This window comes from Paraburkholderia sp. BR10882 (assembly GCF_040948855.1).
Lineage (GTDB): Bacteria > Pseudomonadota > Gammaproteobacteria > Burkholderiales > Burkholderiaceae > Paraburkholderia > Paraburkholderia nodosa_A.
Genome location: NZ_JBFPKP010000010.1, coordinates 80,482 through 97,849 on the forward strand (window position 1 = coordinate 80,482; position 17,368 = coordinate 97,849).

Annotated in this window: 12 protein-coding genes; 8 read left to right on the forward strand and 4 right to left on the reverse strand. The window is 62.8% G+C overall.

Annotation, left to right across the window (positions count from 1 at the left end):
* Positions 1 to 252: 252 nt before the first annotated feature.
* A complete protein-coding gene (locus AB3X99_RS24455) occupies positions 253 to 2,001 on the reverse strand; it encodes a hypothetical protein (RefSeq protein ID WP_368618411.1) in 1,749 nt (582 codons plus the stop codon).
* Positions 2,002 to 2,395: 394 nt separating this feature from the next.
* On the opposite strand from AB3X99_RS24455, the gene AB3X99_RS24460 reads away from it, so the two are divergent.
* On the forward strand, positions 2,396 to 3,583 hold the full coding sequence (locus AB3X99_RS24460) for a TIGR03118 family protein (protein ID WP_368618412.1): 1,188 nt from the start codon (positions 2,396 to 2,398) through the stop codon (positions 3,581 to 3,583).
* Positions 3,584 to 3,801: 218 nt separating this feature from the next.
* Here AB3X99_RS24460 and AB3X99_RS24465 read toward each other — a convergent pair whose 3' ends face one another.
* Positions 3,802 to 4,986, reverse strand: coding sequence for a porin (locus AB3X99_RS24465; protein WP_368603006.1), 1,185 nt, complete (start codon positions 4,984 to 4,986; stop codon positions 3,802 to 3,804).
* Positions 4,987 to 5,495: 509 nt separating this feature from the next.
* Here AB3X99_RS24465 and AB3X99_RS24470 point away from each other — a divergent pair.
* Entirely contained in the window at positions 5,496 to 5,678 is a 183-nt protein-coding gene (locus AB3X99_RS24470) for a hypothetical protein (RefSeq protein ID WP_069266298.1), read from the forward strand.
* A 25-nt stretch (positions 5,679 to 5,703) separates the two neighbouring features.
* On the opposite strand, the gene AB3X99_RS24475 is transcribed toward AB3X99_RS24470, so the two are convergent.
* Positions 5,704 to 6,384 (reverse strand): TetR/AcrR family transcriptional regulator, encoded by a 681-nt coding sequence (locus AB3X99_RS24475; protein ID WP_368618413.1) that lies wholly within the window; start codon positions 6,382 to 6,384, stop codon positions 5,704 to 5,706.
* A 236-nt stretch (positions 6,385 to 6,620) separates the two neighbouring features.
* Here AB3X99_RS24475 and AB3X99_RS24480 point away from each other — a divergent pair, with 236 nt between their 5' ends.
* From AB3X99_RS24480 to AB3X99_RS24505, 6 genes are all read left to right on the forward strand, one after another.
* Positions 6,621 to 7,799 (forward strand): efflux RND transporter periplasmic adaptor subunit, encoded by a 1,179-nt coding sequence (locus AB3X99_RS24480; RefSeq protein ID WP_368618414.1) that lies wholly within the window; start codon positions 6,621 to 6,623, stop codon positions 7,797 to 7,799.
* Positions 7,796 to 10,969: an efflux RND transporter permease subunit gene (locus tag AB3X99_RS24485; RefSeq protein WP_368618415.1), complete on the forward strand. Its 3,174-nt coding sequence runs from the start codon at positions 7,796 to 7,798 to the stop codon at positions 10,967 to 10,969. Before AB3X99_RS24480 ends, AB3X99_RS24485 begins: the two co-directional genes overlap by 4 nt.
* Positions 10,970 to 10,971: 2 nt before the next feature.
* Entirely contained in the window at positions 10,972 to 12,435 is a 1,464-nt protein-coding gene (locus AB3X99_RS24490; protein ID WP_368603011.1) for an efflux transporter outer membrane subunit, read from the forward strand.
* A gap of 103 nt (positions 12,436 to 12,538) precedes the next feature.
* Positions 12,539 to 13,924 (forward strand): paraquat-inducible protein A, encoded by a 1,386-nt coding sequence (locus AB3X99_RS24495; protein ID WP_368618416.1) that lies wholly within the window; start codon positions 12,539 to 12,541, stop codon positions 13,922 to 13,924.
* Between the two features lie 15 nt (positions 13,925 to 13,939).
* The gene (locus AB3X99_RS24500; RefSeq protein ID WP_069266303.1) at positions 13,940 to 15,535 is read left to right on the forward strand and encodes an intermembrane transport protein PqiB; all 1,596 of its coding nucleotides are present in this window, start codon (positions 13,940 to 13,942) and stop codon (positions 15,533 to 15,535) included.
* A complete protein-coding gene (locus AB3X99_RS24505) occupies positions 15,532 to 16,266 on the forward strand; it encodes a membrane integrity-associated transporter subunit PqiC (RefSeq protein WP_368618417.1) in 735 nt (244 codons plus the stop codon). The genes AB3X99_RS24500 and AB3X99_RS24505 overlap by 4 nt, the downstream gene beginning before the upstream one ends.
* An 18-nt stretch (positions 16,267 to 16,284) precedes the next feature.
* On the opposite strand, the gene AB3X99_RS24510 is transcribed toward AB3X99_RS24505, so the two are convergent.
* Positions 16,285 to 17,040 carry a TetR/AcrR family transcriptional regulator gene (locus AB3X99_RS24510; RefSeq protein ID WP_069266305.1) on the reverse strand — a complete coding sequence of 252 codons (756 nt, stop codon included), beginning with the start codon at positions 17,038 to 17,040 and terminating at the stop codon, positions 16,285 to 16,287.
* Between the last annotated feature and the right edge of the window lie 328 nt (positions 17,041 to 17,368).

Genomic DNA, 17,368 nt, shown 5'->3' on the forward strand with positions numbered 1-17,368 from the left:
TCGACCGTGATGGCAATCTTACGAAGTTAAGGAGTCGGGGCGGGAATGAGAGGCGTGGGAAAAACTGGCTTTTCCGGTCGCGTCGATTGTTGCGCGCGCACCGAAAAGCAAGGGATTGTGAAGGGGAAGTGTTTCAGTTCCAGGAAGAACTGCTTACATTGCTTACGCCACCATGAAAAACGGCCTCGCTCGAGGAGGAGGCCGTCTTGTCGCTATTTTTTAAGCACCTGCGGACGCCTGCGCTTGCTCAGCTTACGATTTCGCCGGAACGAGCGTTACGCCGCGCAGCACCTGGCCGTACGGGGCGGTCTGCATGACGGTGAAGCCGCTCGTCGTGACCGTCTGACCGCTCACGCTCAGCTTGAGCGTAACGAGCTGGTTCGAGTCGGCGCCTGCGTCGAACGTCGTGCCGAGGCTGTTGCCGATCGTCGAGGTGACCGCGTAAAGCGTGTACGAACCATCGCTATTGATCTGGCCCGTGACGTTGCGCAGACCGTCCGGCGTGGTCGTGTAGTTCGCGCCCGCGGTGCCGTAGGTGCCGGCTGTGTCGGTGATCGTATAAGGCTGGCCCAGGTTCAGGCCTTGCGTGATGTGCGCGATCGCCGTCCACGTGCCGCCCGACTGCTGGTACACCCACAGGCCGCCGCTGCCGCTCGGTGCGTACGCGCTGGTGCCGCCATCGCCTTCGTCGGCCACGAACATGAGGTTCGTGTTGTTCGACGGCACCCACATACCGAACGGGTAACCCACGCCCTGCGAAAGCGTCCATGCCGGCGGCGTGGTCGTGGCCGAGGAGGCGGTGAGCGTGGCCGCGCTCGTGGTCGGGAAGCCCGGCACGATGGTCATCGACGCGTTCTGCGGGAGCTTGCCACCGTTGGCGAGCGCACCTGCCGCGCCGACCTGGTAGACCGTGTTCACGCCGTTGCCGCCGCTGCCCTTCGACACATACATCGTGCCGTTCGGATCGACGAAGAGGCCGCGCAGATTGTCGTCCTTGCCGGTCTTGTCGAACACCTGGCCGGCAACCGAGGCGAGCGTAAAGCCGAACTGGTTGCCGCCAGCGTTGGTCTTCTTGCTGAACACCTGGGCCGAAAGCGAGTCCGTGATGGTGCCGAGGCTCGCGAGCGAGCACGCGGTGCCTGCAGCGGCCGGCGTGTAGGTGCTGCCGTTGCCCGTATTGAATGCGCCAATGACCTGCGTGAAGGCGCAGGCGCTACCGGGCACGATGCTCTGGACACCGGTGTCCATCGTCAGGGTGTCGAGCGTGCCGTAGGTCGGGTTCGGGTTCGAGCCCGAGTTGCCTGCGTTGCCGACCATGTAGTACATGCCGTTGGCGAGCACCGCTGCGCGGCCGTTGTTGCCTGCGTAGGCGTTGGTGCGCGTGAACGACAGCGTGTTGCTGGCGAGGTTCAGCTGCGCGACCGTGCGGTAGGTCGGTGCGGCCACGTCGGTGTTGGTCGGATCGATCACGCCCGGCGTGTTCGAGTTCGAAATGTCGACCTGATCGATAGGCGCGTTGTAGCCCATGAACGTGATCGCGCTCTTGTCGAGCGAGACGTTCATGCCAAGTTCCGATTTCGACGGGAAGCTCGTCGAGAAGTCGAAGCCGCTCTGCCTGGCCATTGCCGTGATGTCCGTGGTCTGCGCGGCGCTGGTGGCGCCCGGCGCCCATTGGTCGAGATAGATCTCGGCCGTGACGCCGAAGTTGGGGTCGTTCGCATCATTCGTAAATACGTTCGGGAAGCCGCCCGGCGTCACCGCGGTGACCGCCGCAGCGGCCGTGCCCGTGCCTTCAGGATTGCCGTTGTTCGGCAGTTGGCCCGCCACGGTGAAGCCCGCGTCGTAGACCGAGCGCGACACCAGCAGATTGCCCGCGGTATAGGGGCCGGTCGATGCGTTCGACGTGCTGGCGGGAGTGCTGTTGTGGTTCGAACCGCCACATGCGCACAAAACCGAGGCGATGGCGGCGATAGGCAGCAGGCGCAAAGTCGTATTGCTCATGTTCCCCTCATTCTCATTGGATAGATGTTATCGGTTTAAAAGTAGCAGTCCTGATTCAATACGCGGCCGGGCCTCGGAACGGTGAACCGAACCGGAGGCAGACATGTTGGCTTACGGAATTGAGGCGGACGACCGTGCAACGACCGGAGCCAGGCACAGAGCGTTGATGTTTGAATACGTGCGCTTGCCCGGTTGCCAGCGGAGAATCACACCCCGGCGTGACACGAACATGGCGCAAGGCTTACAACCGCGTTGAGGAAGCAGACGCGCCAGGTGATGACGGCTTGTGGATGCGGTGGCTGGCGGAAATTTTTTGCGTCGAGCGGGAATATTTGAAGAACAGCGGTCGTTTAACCTGCGGCGATATTTCGCCAGTCAGACGCGGAGGGAAGTTATGTCTCAGATCTCGTGGGGTCTCAAAGCGGCGGCCGTGATCGTCTTAGCCGCCGGTTTCACAATCGGGCATGCTGCCGCCGATGAAGCTTACGTCGTCACACCGCTTGTATCCAACCTGGCAGGCTCTGCCCCGAAGGTCGACGGGGTCCTGCAGAACGCCTGGGGTATCGCCTTTAGTCCGGCAGGAAGTCCGTTCTGGATCAACGACAATGCCACCGGCTGCTCCACGCTGTATGACGGCCAGGGCACAAAGGTGGCGCTGCAGGTCTCCATCCCGCTGCCAGGCAACGTCATACCGGCCGGCGCCTGCCATCCCGTCTTTCCCAGCAATCCACCGAAACCCACGCCCGCGGCACCCACGGGGATAGTTTGGAATCCTTCGTCGTCTTTTCTCGTCCCAGGTACCAACATCCCGGCCGTATTCATCTTCGCGACCGAAGACGGCACGATTTCCGCCTGGGCCGGTGGGTTGAATCCGGCGAACAATGCTGTCATCGCGGTCGATAACTCGTCCAATCCCTCCGCCGCCAGCGGGGCCGTCTACAAGGGGCTCGTCTTCGGAGTGAACGCGCAAGGGGGATTCCTCTTTGCGACGAACTTCCGTGCGGGCCGGATCGATGTATTCGGACCGAACGGTTCGAACGGGTTGTTCACGCCCGCGACGACCGACGGTGGCTTCGCCGACCCGAACATGCCGGCCGGCTACGCCCCGTTTGGTATCGCGAACATCGACGGGGACCTTTTTGTCACCTATGCGCAGCAAGACGGTCCGAAGCATGACGACGTTGCAGGCCGCGGTCATGGATTCGTCGATGTATTCGATACCGACGGCCACCTGCTGCGCCGCTTTGCGAGCCAGGGGACGCTCGACTCGCCCTGGGGCGTAACGCGAGCGTCGTTTGCGTTCGGGCGCTTCAGCGGGAAGATCCTCGTTGGCAACTTCGGCAACGGCCGAATCAATGTCTTCGACAACGACGGCACGTTCGTCGATCAACTGGAGAACGAGTTCGGCAATCCACTGGCTATTGACGGTCTGTGGACGCTGACGCTCGGAGGCGGGCGCAATTCAAGCCCGGACGCGCTGTACTTTTCGGCGGGGCCCAACAAGGAGTCCAATGGACTCTTCGGTATCATTGCGCCAGTCAATGGCACCAAAGGACGAACGTCCGCTCAGAACGGGCAATGAACCGCAGCGTGGTTCCACGGTGATGTCGATTCGAGTTGAGCCGAAGGACTCCACCTCGTAGCTTGTGCAACCGTAAGTGCGCAGCGGCAGCTGATGAAAAAATTGCCCGCCAACGTGGCGGGCAATGTTCTACGCCAATGCCGAATGCGATATTCCTCTCGCAGTCCGGGTACAACAATCCGGCTCGGTGGCCGCGGTATGAAGGTTCTGGCGGCCGCTTAGAAGCGGGTCAGCATGCCGATCGCAGCCATCACCTGATTGCTCGTCGCCGAGAAACCGCCGGCGTTGTACATCACTGCGACGTTGTTGTGACCGATCGCGCGCTGGTACATCGCTTCTCCATACACTTCCGTGCGCTTCGACAGCGAGTAGCGCGCAATCGCGTTGACCTGATTCCACTTCGGATCGGAGCCGATGTTCGACTTGCTCACTCCGTTCAGATGACCGTCCGTGAAAGTATCCATGAGGCCAAGATTCAGCGCCGGCGTGAGTGCGTACTTGACGTTCAGTTCATAGTTGTCGAAGTGAGTCGAACCGCTCACCGGGTTCAGGCCGAACGCGGACGTGTTCTGGTACTGGCTGTGCGTGTAGACGAAGTTGACCGCCGCCGGGCCGAACGTGTAGCCGATGCCTGCACCGACCGTGCGCTGCACATTCGCCGTCAGGTTGCCGCCGCCCGCGGTCGCCTTGAACTCGCTGGGGTCGGCCGCAACGTTCTGATTCGCTGTTCCGGCAGGGGTGCTCGCCGCTGCCGAGCCGTTGATCTGGAGGTAGGCCGCTGCCAGTCGCAGCGGGCCGTTGTTGTAGCTCGCGCCAGCACTGTACGCACGATCGACGGCGAAGCTGGTGCTGTTGCTGAATGCGTACATGCCGCCAAACTTGAAGCCGGCGTAGTCGATACTGGAAAATTTCACCGAGTTGCTGAAGCGGACAGTATGTTGCAGGTTGTCGTTGTCGTACACGTGCGCGAAGCCAGAGTCGCCGAACGTGCCCGCCGTGCCGGACAGCGGCGAGACGTAATCGACCATCGAGTCATACTGGCGCCCCATCGTCAAGGTGCCGTATTGATCGCCGGTCAGGCCGACAAACGCTTGACGGCCGAACATGCGACCACCCTGGCCGAGTGTGCCGTTGTTGACGTTGAAGCCGTTTTCGAGCACGAAGATCGCATGCAGACCGCCGCCCAGGTCCTCGCTGCCGCGCAGGCCGAAGCGGCTGCCGCTGATATTGCCGCTCGCGAGTGCGACGCGCGAGCTACCGTGGCTGGGCGCGCCGTTCTGGACGTTGTTCGTATAGGAGATGCCCGCGTCGATCAGGCCGTACAGGGTGACCGAGCTCTGAGCACTGGCCGCGGACGCTGCAGATGCTGCGCAAACGGCGACGGCAATGGAAATCTTCTTCATGAGATGCCACTCGATGACGTGAGAGAAACGATCGCGCCAGTCTATAGCCGCGCCCGGCGCAGAAGCCGAATCGCCCTTGAAAATAAGTGCTGCAAGAGAATGGGTTCTTTCATCAAATTGCAGCAATTGAGCGGCGATTTGACTTTGCGACCTGTGGCGAGACGACCGGCATACGTATCGTTTCCATAACGAGTTGTGCCACCGCAACAACGTTGGTTAAGTAGGCGTTTCCTTGGTTCAGTGAGGACGGGACTTGCTTGCATGAAAATTTGCAAACGATTAATTAAGCAGATTTTTAAGGCGGCTTTCACCCGTATGCGACAAGAACGGGTGGCGTGGGCACGACATTGAGTGTTGAACCGCGTTAAGGCCGGGGATCAATTGTGAACAGACTTAAGTCTGCGGCCGTTGATTCGCGAAGCGACAACAGACAATTGCGTTCGTCGTTTCAACGTCTGACGCACATATACTTTCCAGCGCCACCTATCGTTATACCTATAGGAGTACTAGTGGAAAAGTATTTGATCGCCAGGAGCGGTAAGGCGAAACCGGAAAACGTCCATCAGATCGTTCAGGAGGCGCTTCGCAGTGCTGCGACGGCGTCCACGCCCAACAGTGCTATTGACGTGCTGGGCGACGCGTTGCTGGAACTGGAGCGTCTGCTTGAGCTAAAGAGCGGGCGTATGCATTGATGGCCTGGCGCAGTGCCACTTCCCGTCAGTCGATCACGTTCTGTGACGTCGCGGGCAGTGGGCACCGGGCGATCCTCTCCGCCTCCAGGTATTTGAGGCCGAACGCCTGCAAAACGATGGCCGCTGTGTCCTCGGCGAACTGTTCGGCTCGGGTCCGGAGGACCTTGCGCAAACGATTCGCCGGCTTGGGTGACCCTGACAGGTCAAGCTCAGCAGCGACCGCAGCGAGCACAGTGCCAATCACTGAAATAACGCACATTAAGACATCGGCCACCGTGAAGCGCTTTTCTGAAATCCCTTTCGCAGTATCTCTCAATAGCCGTTGACCAAGCCCCCTGCTGAGCGCGCGCGCGGACAGCCCTTCGCGTATCAGCAGTTGTCCCCAGACCGGTTCACGGCAGGCGCGCATGAGCGTGTGGCGTACCGACACGGCGATCACTTCTGCCGGGTCGGAGAGTCCGCTGACAACGTGATCGAGCGTCTTTCCGAATTCGTCGAAAAGCCAGTCGCCGAGTGCAGCGAAGATCCCTTCCTTCGAGTCGAAGTGATTGTAGAAAGAGCCGAAACCCACGTCGGCGGCCTCGGTGATCTCGTTGATCGTAACGCCGTCCATTCCCTTTTTCGCTACCAGCACGAATGCGGCGTTGAGCAGCCGGACACGCGTCTCGTGCTTGCGTCGGGCTCGACGGGGCGATTGCCCCGTCATCGGCGCGCGGCTCGCGCCCGGCCCCTTGATCGGTGGCCGATGCCTCGCACTCAGGTTAGGGACATCTGGCAATCCTGCCTCCCAATTCGCAGTTTCTTCATATTTTAGATGTACATCTCATAGTTGACAATGATATCAGTTATGGGTCTAATGTCATCCGTGCGGAGGGCATGGCGGAAGCACCGCCTCATCTGTCCGCGCGGATGACTTTTTCACCTGGATTCATCACCTGCCTTTTGAACATCGTGAAACTTTCCGGACCCGTCGCGCCGAAACAGGCGCGCCCCTCGATTTCTTCCCTGTTCCAGCCGACGCACCGGTTGCCCGTCGTCATCGCGGCGTGCAGCGCGATCCTCCTTGGCGCATGCCATCAGCGAGAAGCCGTCGTGCCGGAGCCCAAGCCGGTGGTGGCACGCGCTGTTCATCCAGACGGACATGTGGCCAGGGCGTCACTGCCGGCGCAGGTGCAGGCACGCTATTCCACGCCGCTATCATTCCGCGTCGGCGGCAAGGTCATTGAACGGCGCGTGCGCATTGGCGACACGGTGAAGGCCGGACAGGTCGTCGCGCTGCTCGATCCGACCGATTTGCAGAACAACCTCGTCAACGCGCGCGCGCAGCTCGATGCGGCGGAGCATCGCCTTGTGTTTGCGAAGCAGCAGCTTGACCGCGATGAGGCACAGGCACGCGCGAACCTCATCGCAACCGCGCAACTGGAGCAATCGCAGGACGCCTATGCTTCCGCACTCGCACAGCGAACCTCTGCTCTCGCGCAGATGGCGCTTGCGACGGATCATCTGCGCTACGCGACGCTAACGGCCGATCACGATGGCGTCATCACCTCGGAAGACGTCGATACCGGGCAGAACGTGCAGGCCACCCAGGCCGTGTACCACCTCGACTGGACGGGCGATGTAGACATCGTTTGCGACGCGCCAGAAAGCACGGTCAACGCGCTCAGTGTCGGCAACAAGGCGCGCGTGTCGTTGCCGGCGCTTCCCGGCAAGTCGTTCGATGCAACCGTGCGCGAGGTGTCCGCTGCCGCGGATTCCCAAAGCCGCACGTGGCGGATCAAGCTGACCCTGACCGCACCGGGTCCCGAAGTACGCCTCGGCATGACGGCGAACGTGAGCTTCGCTGTCGCAGCCGATGATGCTGCGAGCGTGCCGTACACGCTGCCGGTGACTGCGCTTTTCCATCAGGGTGAAAACGCTGCCGTATGGGTCGTTCGCAAAGATAGCGACACGCTCGAGCTGCGCCCCGTCACGATTGATCGATTCGACGAACGCACGGTGTCGATCGCTTCCGGTTTGCACGATGGCGACCGGGTCGTGTTGCAAGGCGTGCATGCAGTGAGTTCGGGAGAGCGTGTGCAGGTGGTGCCTCCGCTGCGTCAGGAGGACCCCACGACATGAACGCCCGCGACCATGAAAACACCCGCCATAGCGCGCCCGTCAGCGCTCCCGGCAAGGAAGCCGCCGACGCAACCGGCTTCAATCTCTCATCCTGGGCGCTGCGGCATCAGCAGCTCGTGATCTTCCTGATCGGCCTCGCCACGCTTTTCGGTGTGATCGGCTATGTGCACCTCGCGCAATCGGAAGACCCGCCGTTCACGTTCCGCACGATGGTCGTCAAGACCTACTGGCCGGGCGCGACCGCACGCGAGGTGCAGGAGCAGATCACCGATCGCATCGGCCGTCAGTTGCAGGCTGCGCCCTATGTCGACAACATCAAGAGCTACTCGCGGCCGGGCGAGTCGATGATCTTTTTCGCGATGAAGGATTCGGCGCCGGTCAAGGAAGTCCCGGAGACGTGGTACCAGGTCCGCAAGAAAGTCGGCGATATCGCGGCAACGCTTCCAAAGGGAACTGTCGGGCCGTTCTTCAACGACGAGTTCGGCGATGTCTACACGAACCTCTACGCGCTCGAAGGCGATGGTTTCTCTGCCGCGCAACTGCACGACTACGCGGACAAGCTCCGTACGGTGCTGTTGCGCGTCCCGGGCGTCGCCAAGGTCGACTATTTCGGCGACCCCGATCAGCACATCTTTGTCGAGATCTCGAACGCGCGGCTGACGAGCCTGTCGATCTCGCCGCAGCAACTGGCTCAGGCCATCGACGCGCAGAATACCGTCGCGCCGGTGGGCACCTTCACGACGGCGGATGATCGCGTGTTCGTGCGCCCAAGCGGCGCATTCAAGGACGAACAGGCGCTAGCGGACATGCTGATCACGGTCAACAAGCGGACGTTCCGCCTTGGCGACGTCGCGAGCATCAAGCGCGGCTACGACGATCCGCCCGTCACGCAGATGCGTGTGGGTGGCCAGGCAGTGCTCGGCATCGGCATTACGATGCAAAAGGGCGGCGACGTGATCGACCTCGGCAAGGCGCTCGACGCGAAGACGGCCGAACTGCAGGCAACGCTGCCGGCGGGGCTAAAGCTCGTGCCGGTTTCGAGCATGCCGCACGCCGTCAAGCACTCCGTGGACGAGTTCGTGCGCTCGGTCGGAGAAGCCGTGGCGATCGTGCTCGTCGTCAGCCTGGTGTCGCTCGGTCTGCGAACCGGCATGGTGGTCGTGATCACGATTCCGATCGTGCTTGCCGTGACAGCGCTGTGCATGCATCTGTTCGGCATCGGTCTGGATAAGGTGTCGCTCGGCACCCTGGTGCTTGCGCTGGGGCTGCTGGTCGACGACGCGATCATTGCGGTCGAAATGATGGCGGTGAAGCTGGAGCAGGGCTGGAGCCGGATGCGCGCGGCAGCATTTGCCTATTCGAGCACCGCGTTTCCGATGCTGACCGGCACCCTGGTAACGGTCTCGGGCTTCCTGCCGATCGCGCTCGCAAAATCGAGTACGGGTGAGTACACGCGCTCGATCTTCGAGGTGTCGGCCATCGCGCTGATCGTCTCGTGGTTCGCCGCGGTCGTACTGGTGCCACTGCTGGGCTTTCATATGCTGCCCGAGCGCAAGGCTCATGCTGGCGCGGGCCATGGCGATGAGCAGGAGGTGTACAACACGGGCTTCTACCGCCGCCTGTCGGGCTGGGTGTCATGGTGCATCGAGCGGCGCTGGGTCGTGCTCGGCGTCACCGGCGGCCTGTTCGCGCTTGCCATGATTGCGTTCACCCGCGTGCCGCAGCAGTTTTTCCCGAACTCCGAGCGGCCAGAACTTCTGGTCGATCTGAGGCTGCCGGAAGGCGCCTCGTATCAGGCCACCCTGCGTGAAGCGCAACGCCTCGAAAAAGTCCTGCACGGCAGGCCTGGCATCGATCATTACGTCGACTTCGTTGGCACCGGTGCGCCGCGCTTCTATCTGCCGCTCGACCAGCAATTGCAACAGCCGAACTTCGCACAGTTCGTCATCACCGCGAAGGACGTCGAGGCACGTGAGGAGCTGATGCACTGGCTCGACGCGAAACTGGAAATGGACTTCTCCGGCGAGCGCACGCGTGTCGCACGACTCGAGAACGGGCCGCCCGTCGGCTTCCCGATCAAGTTCCGCGTGAGCGGAGACGACATTGCAACTGTGCACTCGATCGCCGAGACGGTCGCGGAGCAGGTCCGTGCCGACCCGCGTACACGCAACGTGCAATTCGACTGGGATGAGCCGGCCGAGCGCTCGATCTCGTTTGAGATCGACCAGAACCGCGCGCGCCAGCTCGGCGTGACGTCGCAGGACGTGTCCAGCTTCCTCGCGATGACGCTGTCTGGCTACACGGTCACGCAATATCGCGAGGGCGACAAGCTGATCGATGTCGATCTGCGTGCGCCGAAAAGCGAGCGCGTCGATCCTGCAAAGCTCACGAGCCTCGCCGTCCCCACACCGAACGGCCCGGTTCCGCTCGGCTCGCTCGGCCATGTGCGCGACGGGCTCGAATACGGCGTGATCTGGGAACGCGATCGCCAGCCGACGATCACCGTGCAGGCTGACGTGCGCGGCGACGCGCAGGCCATCGACGTGACGCGCAACATCGAGCACGCGCTTGCCGCTGCGCGCGCCAAATTGCCGGTCGGCTATCGCATCGAGGTGGGCGGCGCGGTCGAGGAAAGCGTCAAGGGCCAGACGTCCATCAACGCGGAAATGCCACTGATGATCATCGCGGTGCTGACGCTTCTGATGATCCAGCTGAAGAACTTCGCGCGCACGTTCATCGTCGTGCTGACCGCGCCGCTGGGCCTGATTGGCGTGGTAGCGGCCCTGCTGCTTTTCGGCAAGCCGTTTGGCTTCGTCGCTTTGCTGGGCGTGATCGCGATGTTCGGCATCATCATGCGTAACTCCGTGATTCTGGTGGATCAGATCGATCAGGACATCGCAGCGGGGCACGCGCGCTTTGACGCCATCATCGGGGCGACCGCGCGGCGCTTCCGCCCGATCATGCTGACGGCCGCCGCCGCCGTGCTCGCACTGATCCCGCTGCTTCGCTCCGGATTCTTCGGACCGATGGCGACCGCGCTCATGGGCGGCATCACCGTTGCCACATTGCTGACGGTGTTTTTCCTGCCCGCGCTCTATGCGACCTGCTTCAGGGTCCATCGTGACGAGCGCGGCGCGCAACAGGTCGTCGTCGAGCATACCGAGGGTTGATCATGAGTTTGACTTACAAGACATCCGTGGCTGCCGCGGCTGTGGCGCTCGCCATGACGGCGTGCTCGTTCGGGCCGAGCGGCGAGCCACCGGCCATGCCGGCGCCCGAGCATTACGGTGCCGACGCGCAGCCGGCGAAGACAGTGTCCGCAGGTGGTGTTGCGCAGACCTTCGAAATCGGCGCGACGCCTGGCTCGCAATGGTGGCGGCTCTACGGGTCCTCCGACCTGGATGCACTCGTTGACGAAGGATTGCACAACAGCCCGACCCTCGCGGCGACGCAGCGTACGCTCGCGTCCGCGCAGGAGGAATTGCGCGCACAGGTCGGCGCATCGACGCTGCCGTCGATCGACGGCGCCGCGCAGGTCGAGCGCGCGCGTACGGCCGTGGTGCCGGGCCTTGGGCCCGAGCAGGTCCAATACAATTTTTTTGCCGGACAGCTGTTTGCGCATTACACGTTCGACCTGTTCGGCCAGACGCGGTACACGAACTCCGCGAGCGCGGCCCGTGTGAATGTGCAGGCTTATGAGCTGGAGGCGTCGCGTCGCGCGCTTGCCGCGAACATCGTCGGCACTGCTATCAATGTGGCGGCCCTCGACCGGCAGATCGCACTTACCGAACGGCTCGTTGCCGTGTCCAACGATGCTGCGCATGAGGACCAGCAGCGCTACGCGCTAGGCTCCGTCTCGCGCGCACAGGCGCTTGCGTCAAAACAGGACGCGGCTGCCATCGCGGCGACGTTGCCGCCGCTGCGTCAGCAACGCGCGTGCGCGATCCATGCGCTCGCCGTGCTGATGGGCCGCACACCGGACAACGCGCCGAGCGTGCCGGCCCTCGACAGCCTGTCGCTGCCCGGGCAGGTGCCCGTCGCCGTGCCGTCGGACCTGTTGCGCTCGCGCCCAGACATCCAGGCAGCGGACGCTGCCGTCAAGGCGGCTGCCGCGGATGTGGGCGCCTCGACGGCCCAACTCTTTCCGAGCCTCTCGCTGACGGGCTCAATGGGCCGCGGCGGGTTCAGCTGGCCGATGTTGCTTTCCGGCGCGGGCGGACTGTGGGCTATCGGCGCCAGCCTGTCGCAGCCCATCTTTCATGGTGGCGCGCTGTTCGCGCAGCGCCGCGCATCGATCGACGCGTACGACGCCGCCGTGCTGCACTACAAGGCGACCGTGCTGTCTGCGTTCCAGGACGTGGCGAATTCGCTCGCTGCACTGGATAACGACGCGCAGACATTGGCCTCGACGGACGAAGCCGCAGACGCCGCTCGCACGGCATTCGACGATACCGCGTCGCGCCATCGCCTGGGTGCGCTGCCTTCGGCTGCGACACATGCCAGTGAATCACGGTATCTCGACGCGCAGATCGCCGCCACGCGCGCCACAGGTCAGCGCATGAGCGATACGGCAGCGCTGTTCCAGTCGATGGGTGAATTGCCAGCCGCCCAGCAGACGGCAGCGATTACGCGATGAACGCGTGTTCGTGATAACGGCCAGTCGATCGTTCCCGCTGGGGCAAGCGCCGCAAGCAGGCGTTGCACCAGCGGAGGCAACCGCATTTCCCGCTAGATTCTCCATGGAATATCAGAGACTGATTGTCTGCCACGAATGCGATCTTCTGTTTCGCAAACCTCGCAGTGTCAGCGGCTACCGCGCTACCTGTTCGCGCTGTGGCGCGAACCTGACAGCGCTACCTGGCGCCGGACTGTCGCTTGACTGGATCTGCGCTGTGACGCTCGCCGCGTTGATCACCTTTTGCATAGCGCAGTCTTTTCCCGTGATCGAACTGCACGCCAACGGCATGACGTCGGAGGCGACGCTGTTTGGCGCAGTGCATACGCTTTGGACGGGCAACATGCGTGTCGTCGCGACGGTGGTGTTCTGTGCGTCGATGCTCTTTCCGTTGGTCGAACTGCTCGCACTCCTATATGTACTGGTGCCGCTTCGGCTCGGCAAGCTTGCGCCGCGGTTCGACGGGATGTTGCGCGTCGTGCAACTCGTCCGCCCATGGGGCATGGTTGAAGTTTTCATGCTCGGCGTGCTGGTGACGATCGTAAAAATGGTCACCGTCGCCCAGGTGGTCCCTGGGCCTGGACTGTTCGCATGGGGCGCGCTCACCGTCATGCTGGGCATAGTCGCCTCGTTTGACCCGAGCGGGCTCTGGGCCGTCCGTGACGAAATTTCGCTTTCTCGAATGGCCCGGGTTCGCTGGTCACGAGTGAGTTCAGGCCGTGGGCGTTTCACGCGTCCAGTGCGAATGCGCAAGGCCGGTGCGTCGTCCGCCATCACGGCACAACGTGCTGGACTCGTCGGCTGTCATGCCTGCGGTCTCGTTCAGACGCGTGGCGAAAGTCAGATCCACCAGCACTGCGCGCGATGCCGGCACATGCTGCATGAACGCCGGCCGGAAAGCCTGACACGGACGGTCAGCCTGCTTCTTGCCGCCGCGCTTGCCTATATTCCGGCGAACCTGCTGCCCATCATGCACGCGACGTCACTGGGCCGTCAGGAAGACGACACCATCCTGGGTGGAGTCGCGTACTTCTGGACGTCTGGAGACTGGCCACTCGCCATCGTCATTTTTGTCGCCAGCGTTCTGGTGCCGATGCTCAAACTGGTGGTTCTCACGCTACTCACGGTTGCCGCCCATCGAGGTTCCGGATGGCGCGCCCGGGAAAGGGCAGGTCTGTACCGGATTGTCGAGCGCATTGGCCGATGGTCGATGCTCGATGTCTTTGTCGTTGCCCTGACGGTAACGCTGGTGCATTTCGGCTCGTTTGCCGTCGTTACTGCGGGGCCCGCCGCGCTCGCTTTCGCCGCGGTGGTCATCCTCACCATGCTCGCGTCGCATCAGTTCGATCCGCGCCTCATCTGGGACAACGCGGATGCCGCGCTGTCTCCCGTCTCGACGATGAACGATGAAGCGCTGGCTGCGCCTCTCCTCACACACCGGAATTCCTGAAACCGATTTCGAACGATGCATCTTTCCAATCTATCTCCTCCTGAACTCAAGCCGCGCAAACGTTGGCTGCCATCCCTCATCTGGCTGGTGCCACTCATCTCCGCATTGATCGGTGTTGCGCTGGTGGCCAGGTCCATTGCCGACAAGGGACCCGTCGTAACCGTCACTTTCAATAGCGCAGAGGGCATGGAAGCCGGCAAGACGAAGGTCAAGTACAAGGACGTCGAGATCGGTACGGTGCAAGGCATCAGGCTGTCCGGCGATTTGCGGCGCGTCCTCGTGAGCGTCCAGTTGGACAAGGACGCCGGGAAATTCGCGACGCAAGGCACGCGGTTCTGGGTGGTGCGCCCGCGCATTGGCGCAAACGGCATCTCGGGCCTCGGCACGTTGCTCTCGGGCGCGTATATCGGCGTGGATATCGGGCGCTCGACCACAAGCCAGACCGCGTTTCTGGGTCTCGAGAACCCGCCCATTGTCACGACCGGACAGCCGGGGCATCAGTACACGCTACGGGGCGAGTCGCTGGGCTCGATCGATATCGGCGCCCCCATCTTCTACCATCGTATCCAGGCCGGTCAGGTGGTCGGATTCTCGCTCGATCCCGGCGGTGCAGGGGTCATCGTGAATGTCTTCGTCAATGCGCCGTTTGACCGCTACGTCAGTGCCAATACGCGGTGGTGGCATGCGAGCGGCGTCGATCTGCGTCTCGATTCGAGCGGTCTGAAGCTCAATACGCAGTCGCTGGCGACGGTCGTTGTCGGCGGCCTGGCGTTTCAGTCTCCGGCGGGGCAGGACGCCGGCGAGCCCGCTGCCGACAAGGCCGTGTTCCGGCTTGCCGCGGACGAAGCCGACGCCATGCGCGAGCCAGACGGCCAGCCGCTCAATGTGGTGATGCGCTTCGATCAGTCGCTGCGCGGGTTGTCCGTCGGGGCACCCGTCGATCTACGCGGGATCGTGCTGGGGCAGGTGACCGACATTGGCATCGAGTACAACGACGCGCAAAAGAGCTTCAGCATGAAGGTGTCGATGGCACTTTATCCGGACCGGCTCAGCCGGCGCTCCAGTGACGCGCTGCCCGCACCGGACACGCCAGGCGGTCACGAATTGCTGGAGCACCTGGTGATGGAGGGCCTGCGCGGGCAGCTACGGACCGGGAGCCTGATAACGGGCCAGCTTTACGTTGCGCTTGACATGTTCCCGAAGGCGCCTCGCGCGAGCGTCGATGTGCGTCGCAGTCCCATCGAACTTCCGACAGTGCCGAATACGCTCGACGAACTCCAGGTGCAGGTGGCGGACATCGCCAGAAAGCTGGACCAGGTACCGTTCGACCGGATCGGCGCCAACCTGAATGGCGCACTGGAAAACGCCAACCGGCTGTTCGGGCACATGGACACGGAAGTCGTACCGCAAGCCCGTGACACGCTGGCTGCGGCCCAGAAGACATTCAGCACCGCGGAATCGACGCTGCGCGAAGCCGCGCCGATGCAGTCGGATGTTCAGGATGCGATGCAGCAGCTAACGCGCACGCTGCAGTCGCTCAATGCGCTCGCCGATTACCTGGAGCGTCATCCGCAGGCACTGCTGTTCGGCAAGAAGGGAGACACGCCATGAACCTGATGCAACCCGCCTCGTGGCGCGCGATGGCGCAGACCGTGAGCACCATTGGCCTGGCCGTTCTGACGGCGTGTGCTTCGCCGGCTACGCGCTATTACACGCTCGGACCGGACGCGCCACAGACGATGGCGAGCAGCAAAGCAAGCCCTTCGTTGCGGATAGATATACGCCCGGTTCGGGTGCCGGCCGCCGTCGCGCGAAGTCAGCTCGTGGTGCAGGTCGACGCAACACAGGTCAAGGTGCTGGAGGATGATCGCTGGGCGTCGTCCCTGCCGGACGAACTCCGCTATGCGCTGATTGCGGGCGTGAGCCAGCAGGCCGGCGGTGCGGGCGCACAGACGGTCATGCGCGATGAGGACAGCCCCGTGTATCAGGTTGCCGTCGACGTCCAGCGCTTCGAATCCTGGCCTGGCTCACATGTGCTGGTTGACGTCGTATGGACTGTGCGCACGTCGCCAGGCGCCGATACATTGACCTGTCACAGCGTCGTGAGCGAGCCCGTGGCGGATGGATATCAGGCGATTGTGGTCGGCCATCGTCATGCGATAGGCGCCGTCGTCGGGCAAATTGCCGAGGTCGTGCGCGGCCTCGCTGCGAGGCCGACTGGCAGTCGATTGCTGACTGCGGGGGCATCGCGCGGAGCGGAGAAGACGCCGCTCGCTTGCCCGCAATCCGGGGACAGCCCGCAAACGGCAGCCAACGGGGCAGCTGCGCGCTTTGAGCGCTAGCTGTTCGGCTTACCGATCTCAGTTTTCGTCGACAGCTTCGTCCACGACGGGCAATGGGCGCGCGGCGATCTTTTCCGCCTCCGCGCGTTTTAGCCCGAGCGTTTGCAGCAACATCGCGGCCGTGCGCTCCGGAAAGTGCTCGCCGCTGAAGCCGAGTTCCTTCAGCACGCCCGCGGCGCTTGCGCCCGGCACAACGAAGTTCAGTTCGGCCGCGATGGCGCAGAGAACCGTTCCGCCCACGGCAAGAAAGCCGATAAAGGGGTCGGCAACGGCGAACCGCTTGGCCGCAATGCCACTGCCGATGTCGCGCAGCAGCCGCTGGCCGAGGCCGCGACTCATCGCGCGGGCAGAAAAACCCTCGCGTATCAGAAAACGTCCCCAGACAGGATCAGTGCGCGCGCGCAGAACCGTATGGCGCACGGAGACCGCGACCACCTCGGCGGGGTCGGAAATGCCCACCGAAAGGCGGTCAAGCATGTTCGCGAACTCTTCGAAAACGTTGTCGACGAGCGTCGCGTAGATCGCTTCCTTCGATTCGAAGTGGTTGTAGAACGAGCCGAAGCCCACGTCGGCGGCCTCGGTGATTTCGTTGATCGCCACGCCCTCCATGCCTTTTTCCGCCATCAGCCTCAGGGCGGCGTCGAGCAGCCGGGCACGCGTCTCACGCTTGCGGCGTGCACCGCGCGGCTCCCGTTCTTCGACAAGGGGGGGAGGGGCGACGGGTGCTGCCACCGTGGCACGTTTGACTGCCCGGCGATTTGTCGTGGTCGTCATGATGGATCCTGATCTGGTCATATTCCGCAGTATAGATTCGAACGTCTATATTGACAAAACGATCAGTCATGAGTTTAATGTCATCAACGGCCTCGTAGACCGATCTAACTAGAACTGATGGAGTGACTGTGGAGACAGCAATCAGACATGGCGCCGCGCCAGGCGGCCCGCATCACGTTATCCGTCTGCCCATCCCGGCACCGGGACCCGCTATCCATTGCGCGTCGGTGAATTGCCGCCCGTGGAAGGCCGCCAGCGATCCAGCGGCTGGCGTTCCGCTCTATCGCACCGTCGGCGCGACATCTCTCGAATCCGCATCGGCCACCGC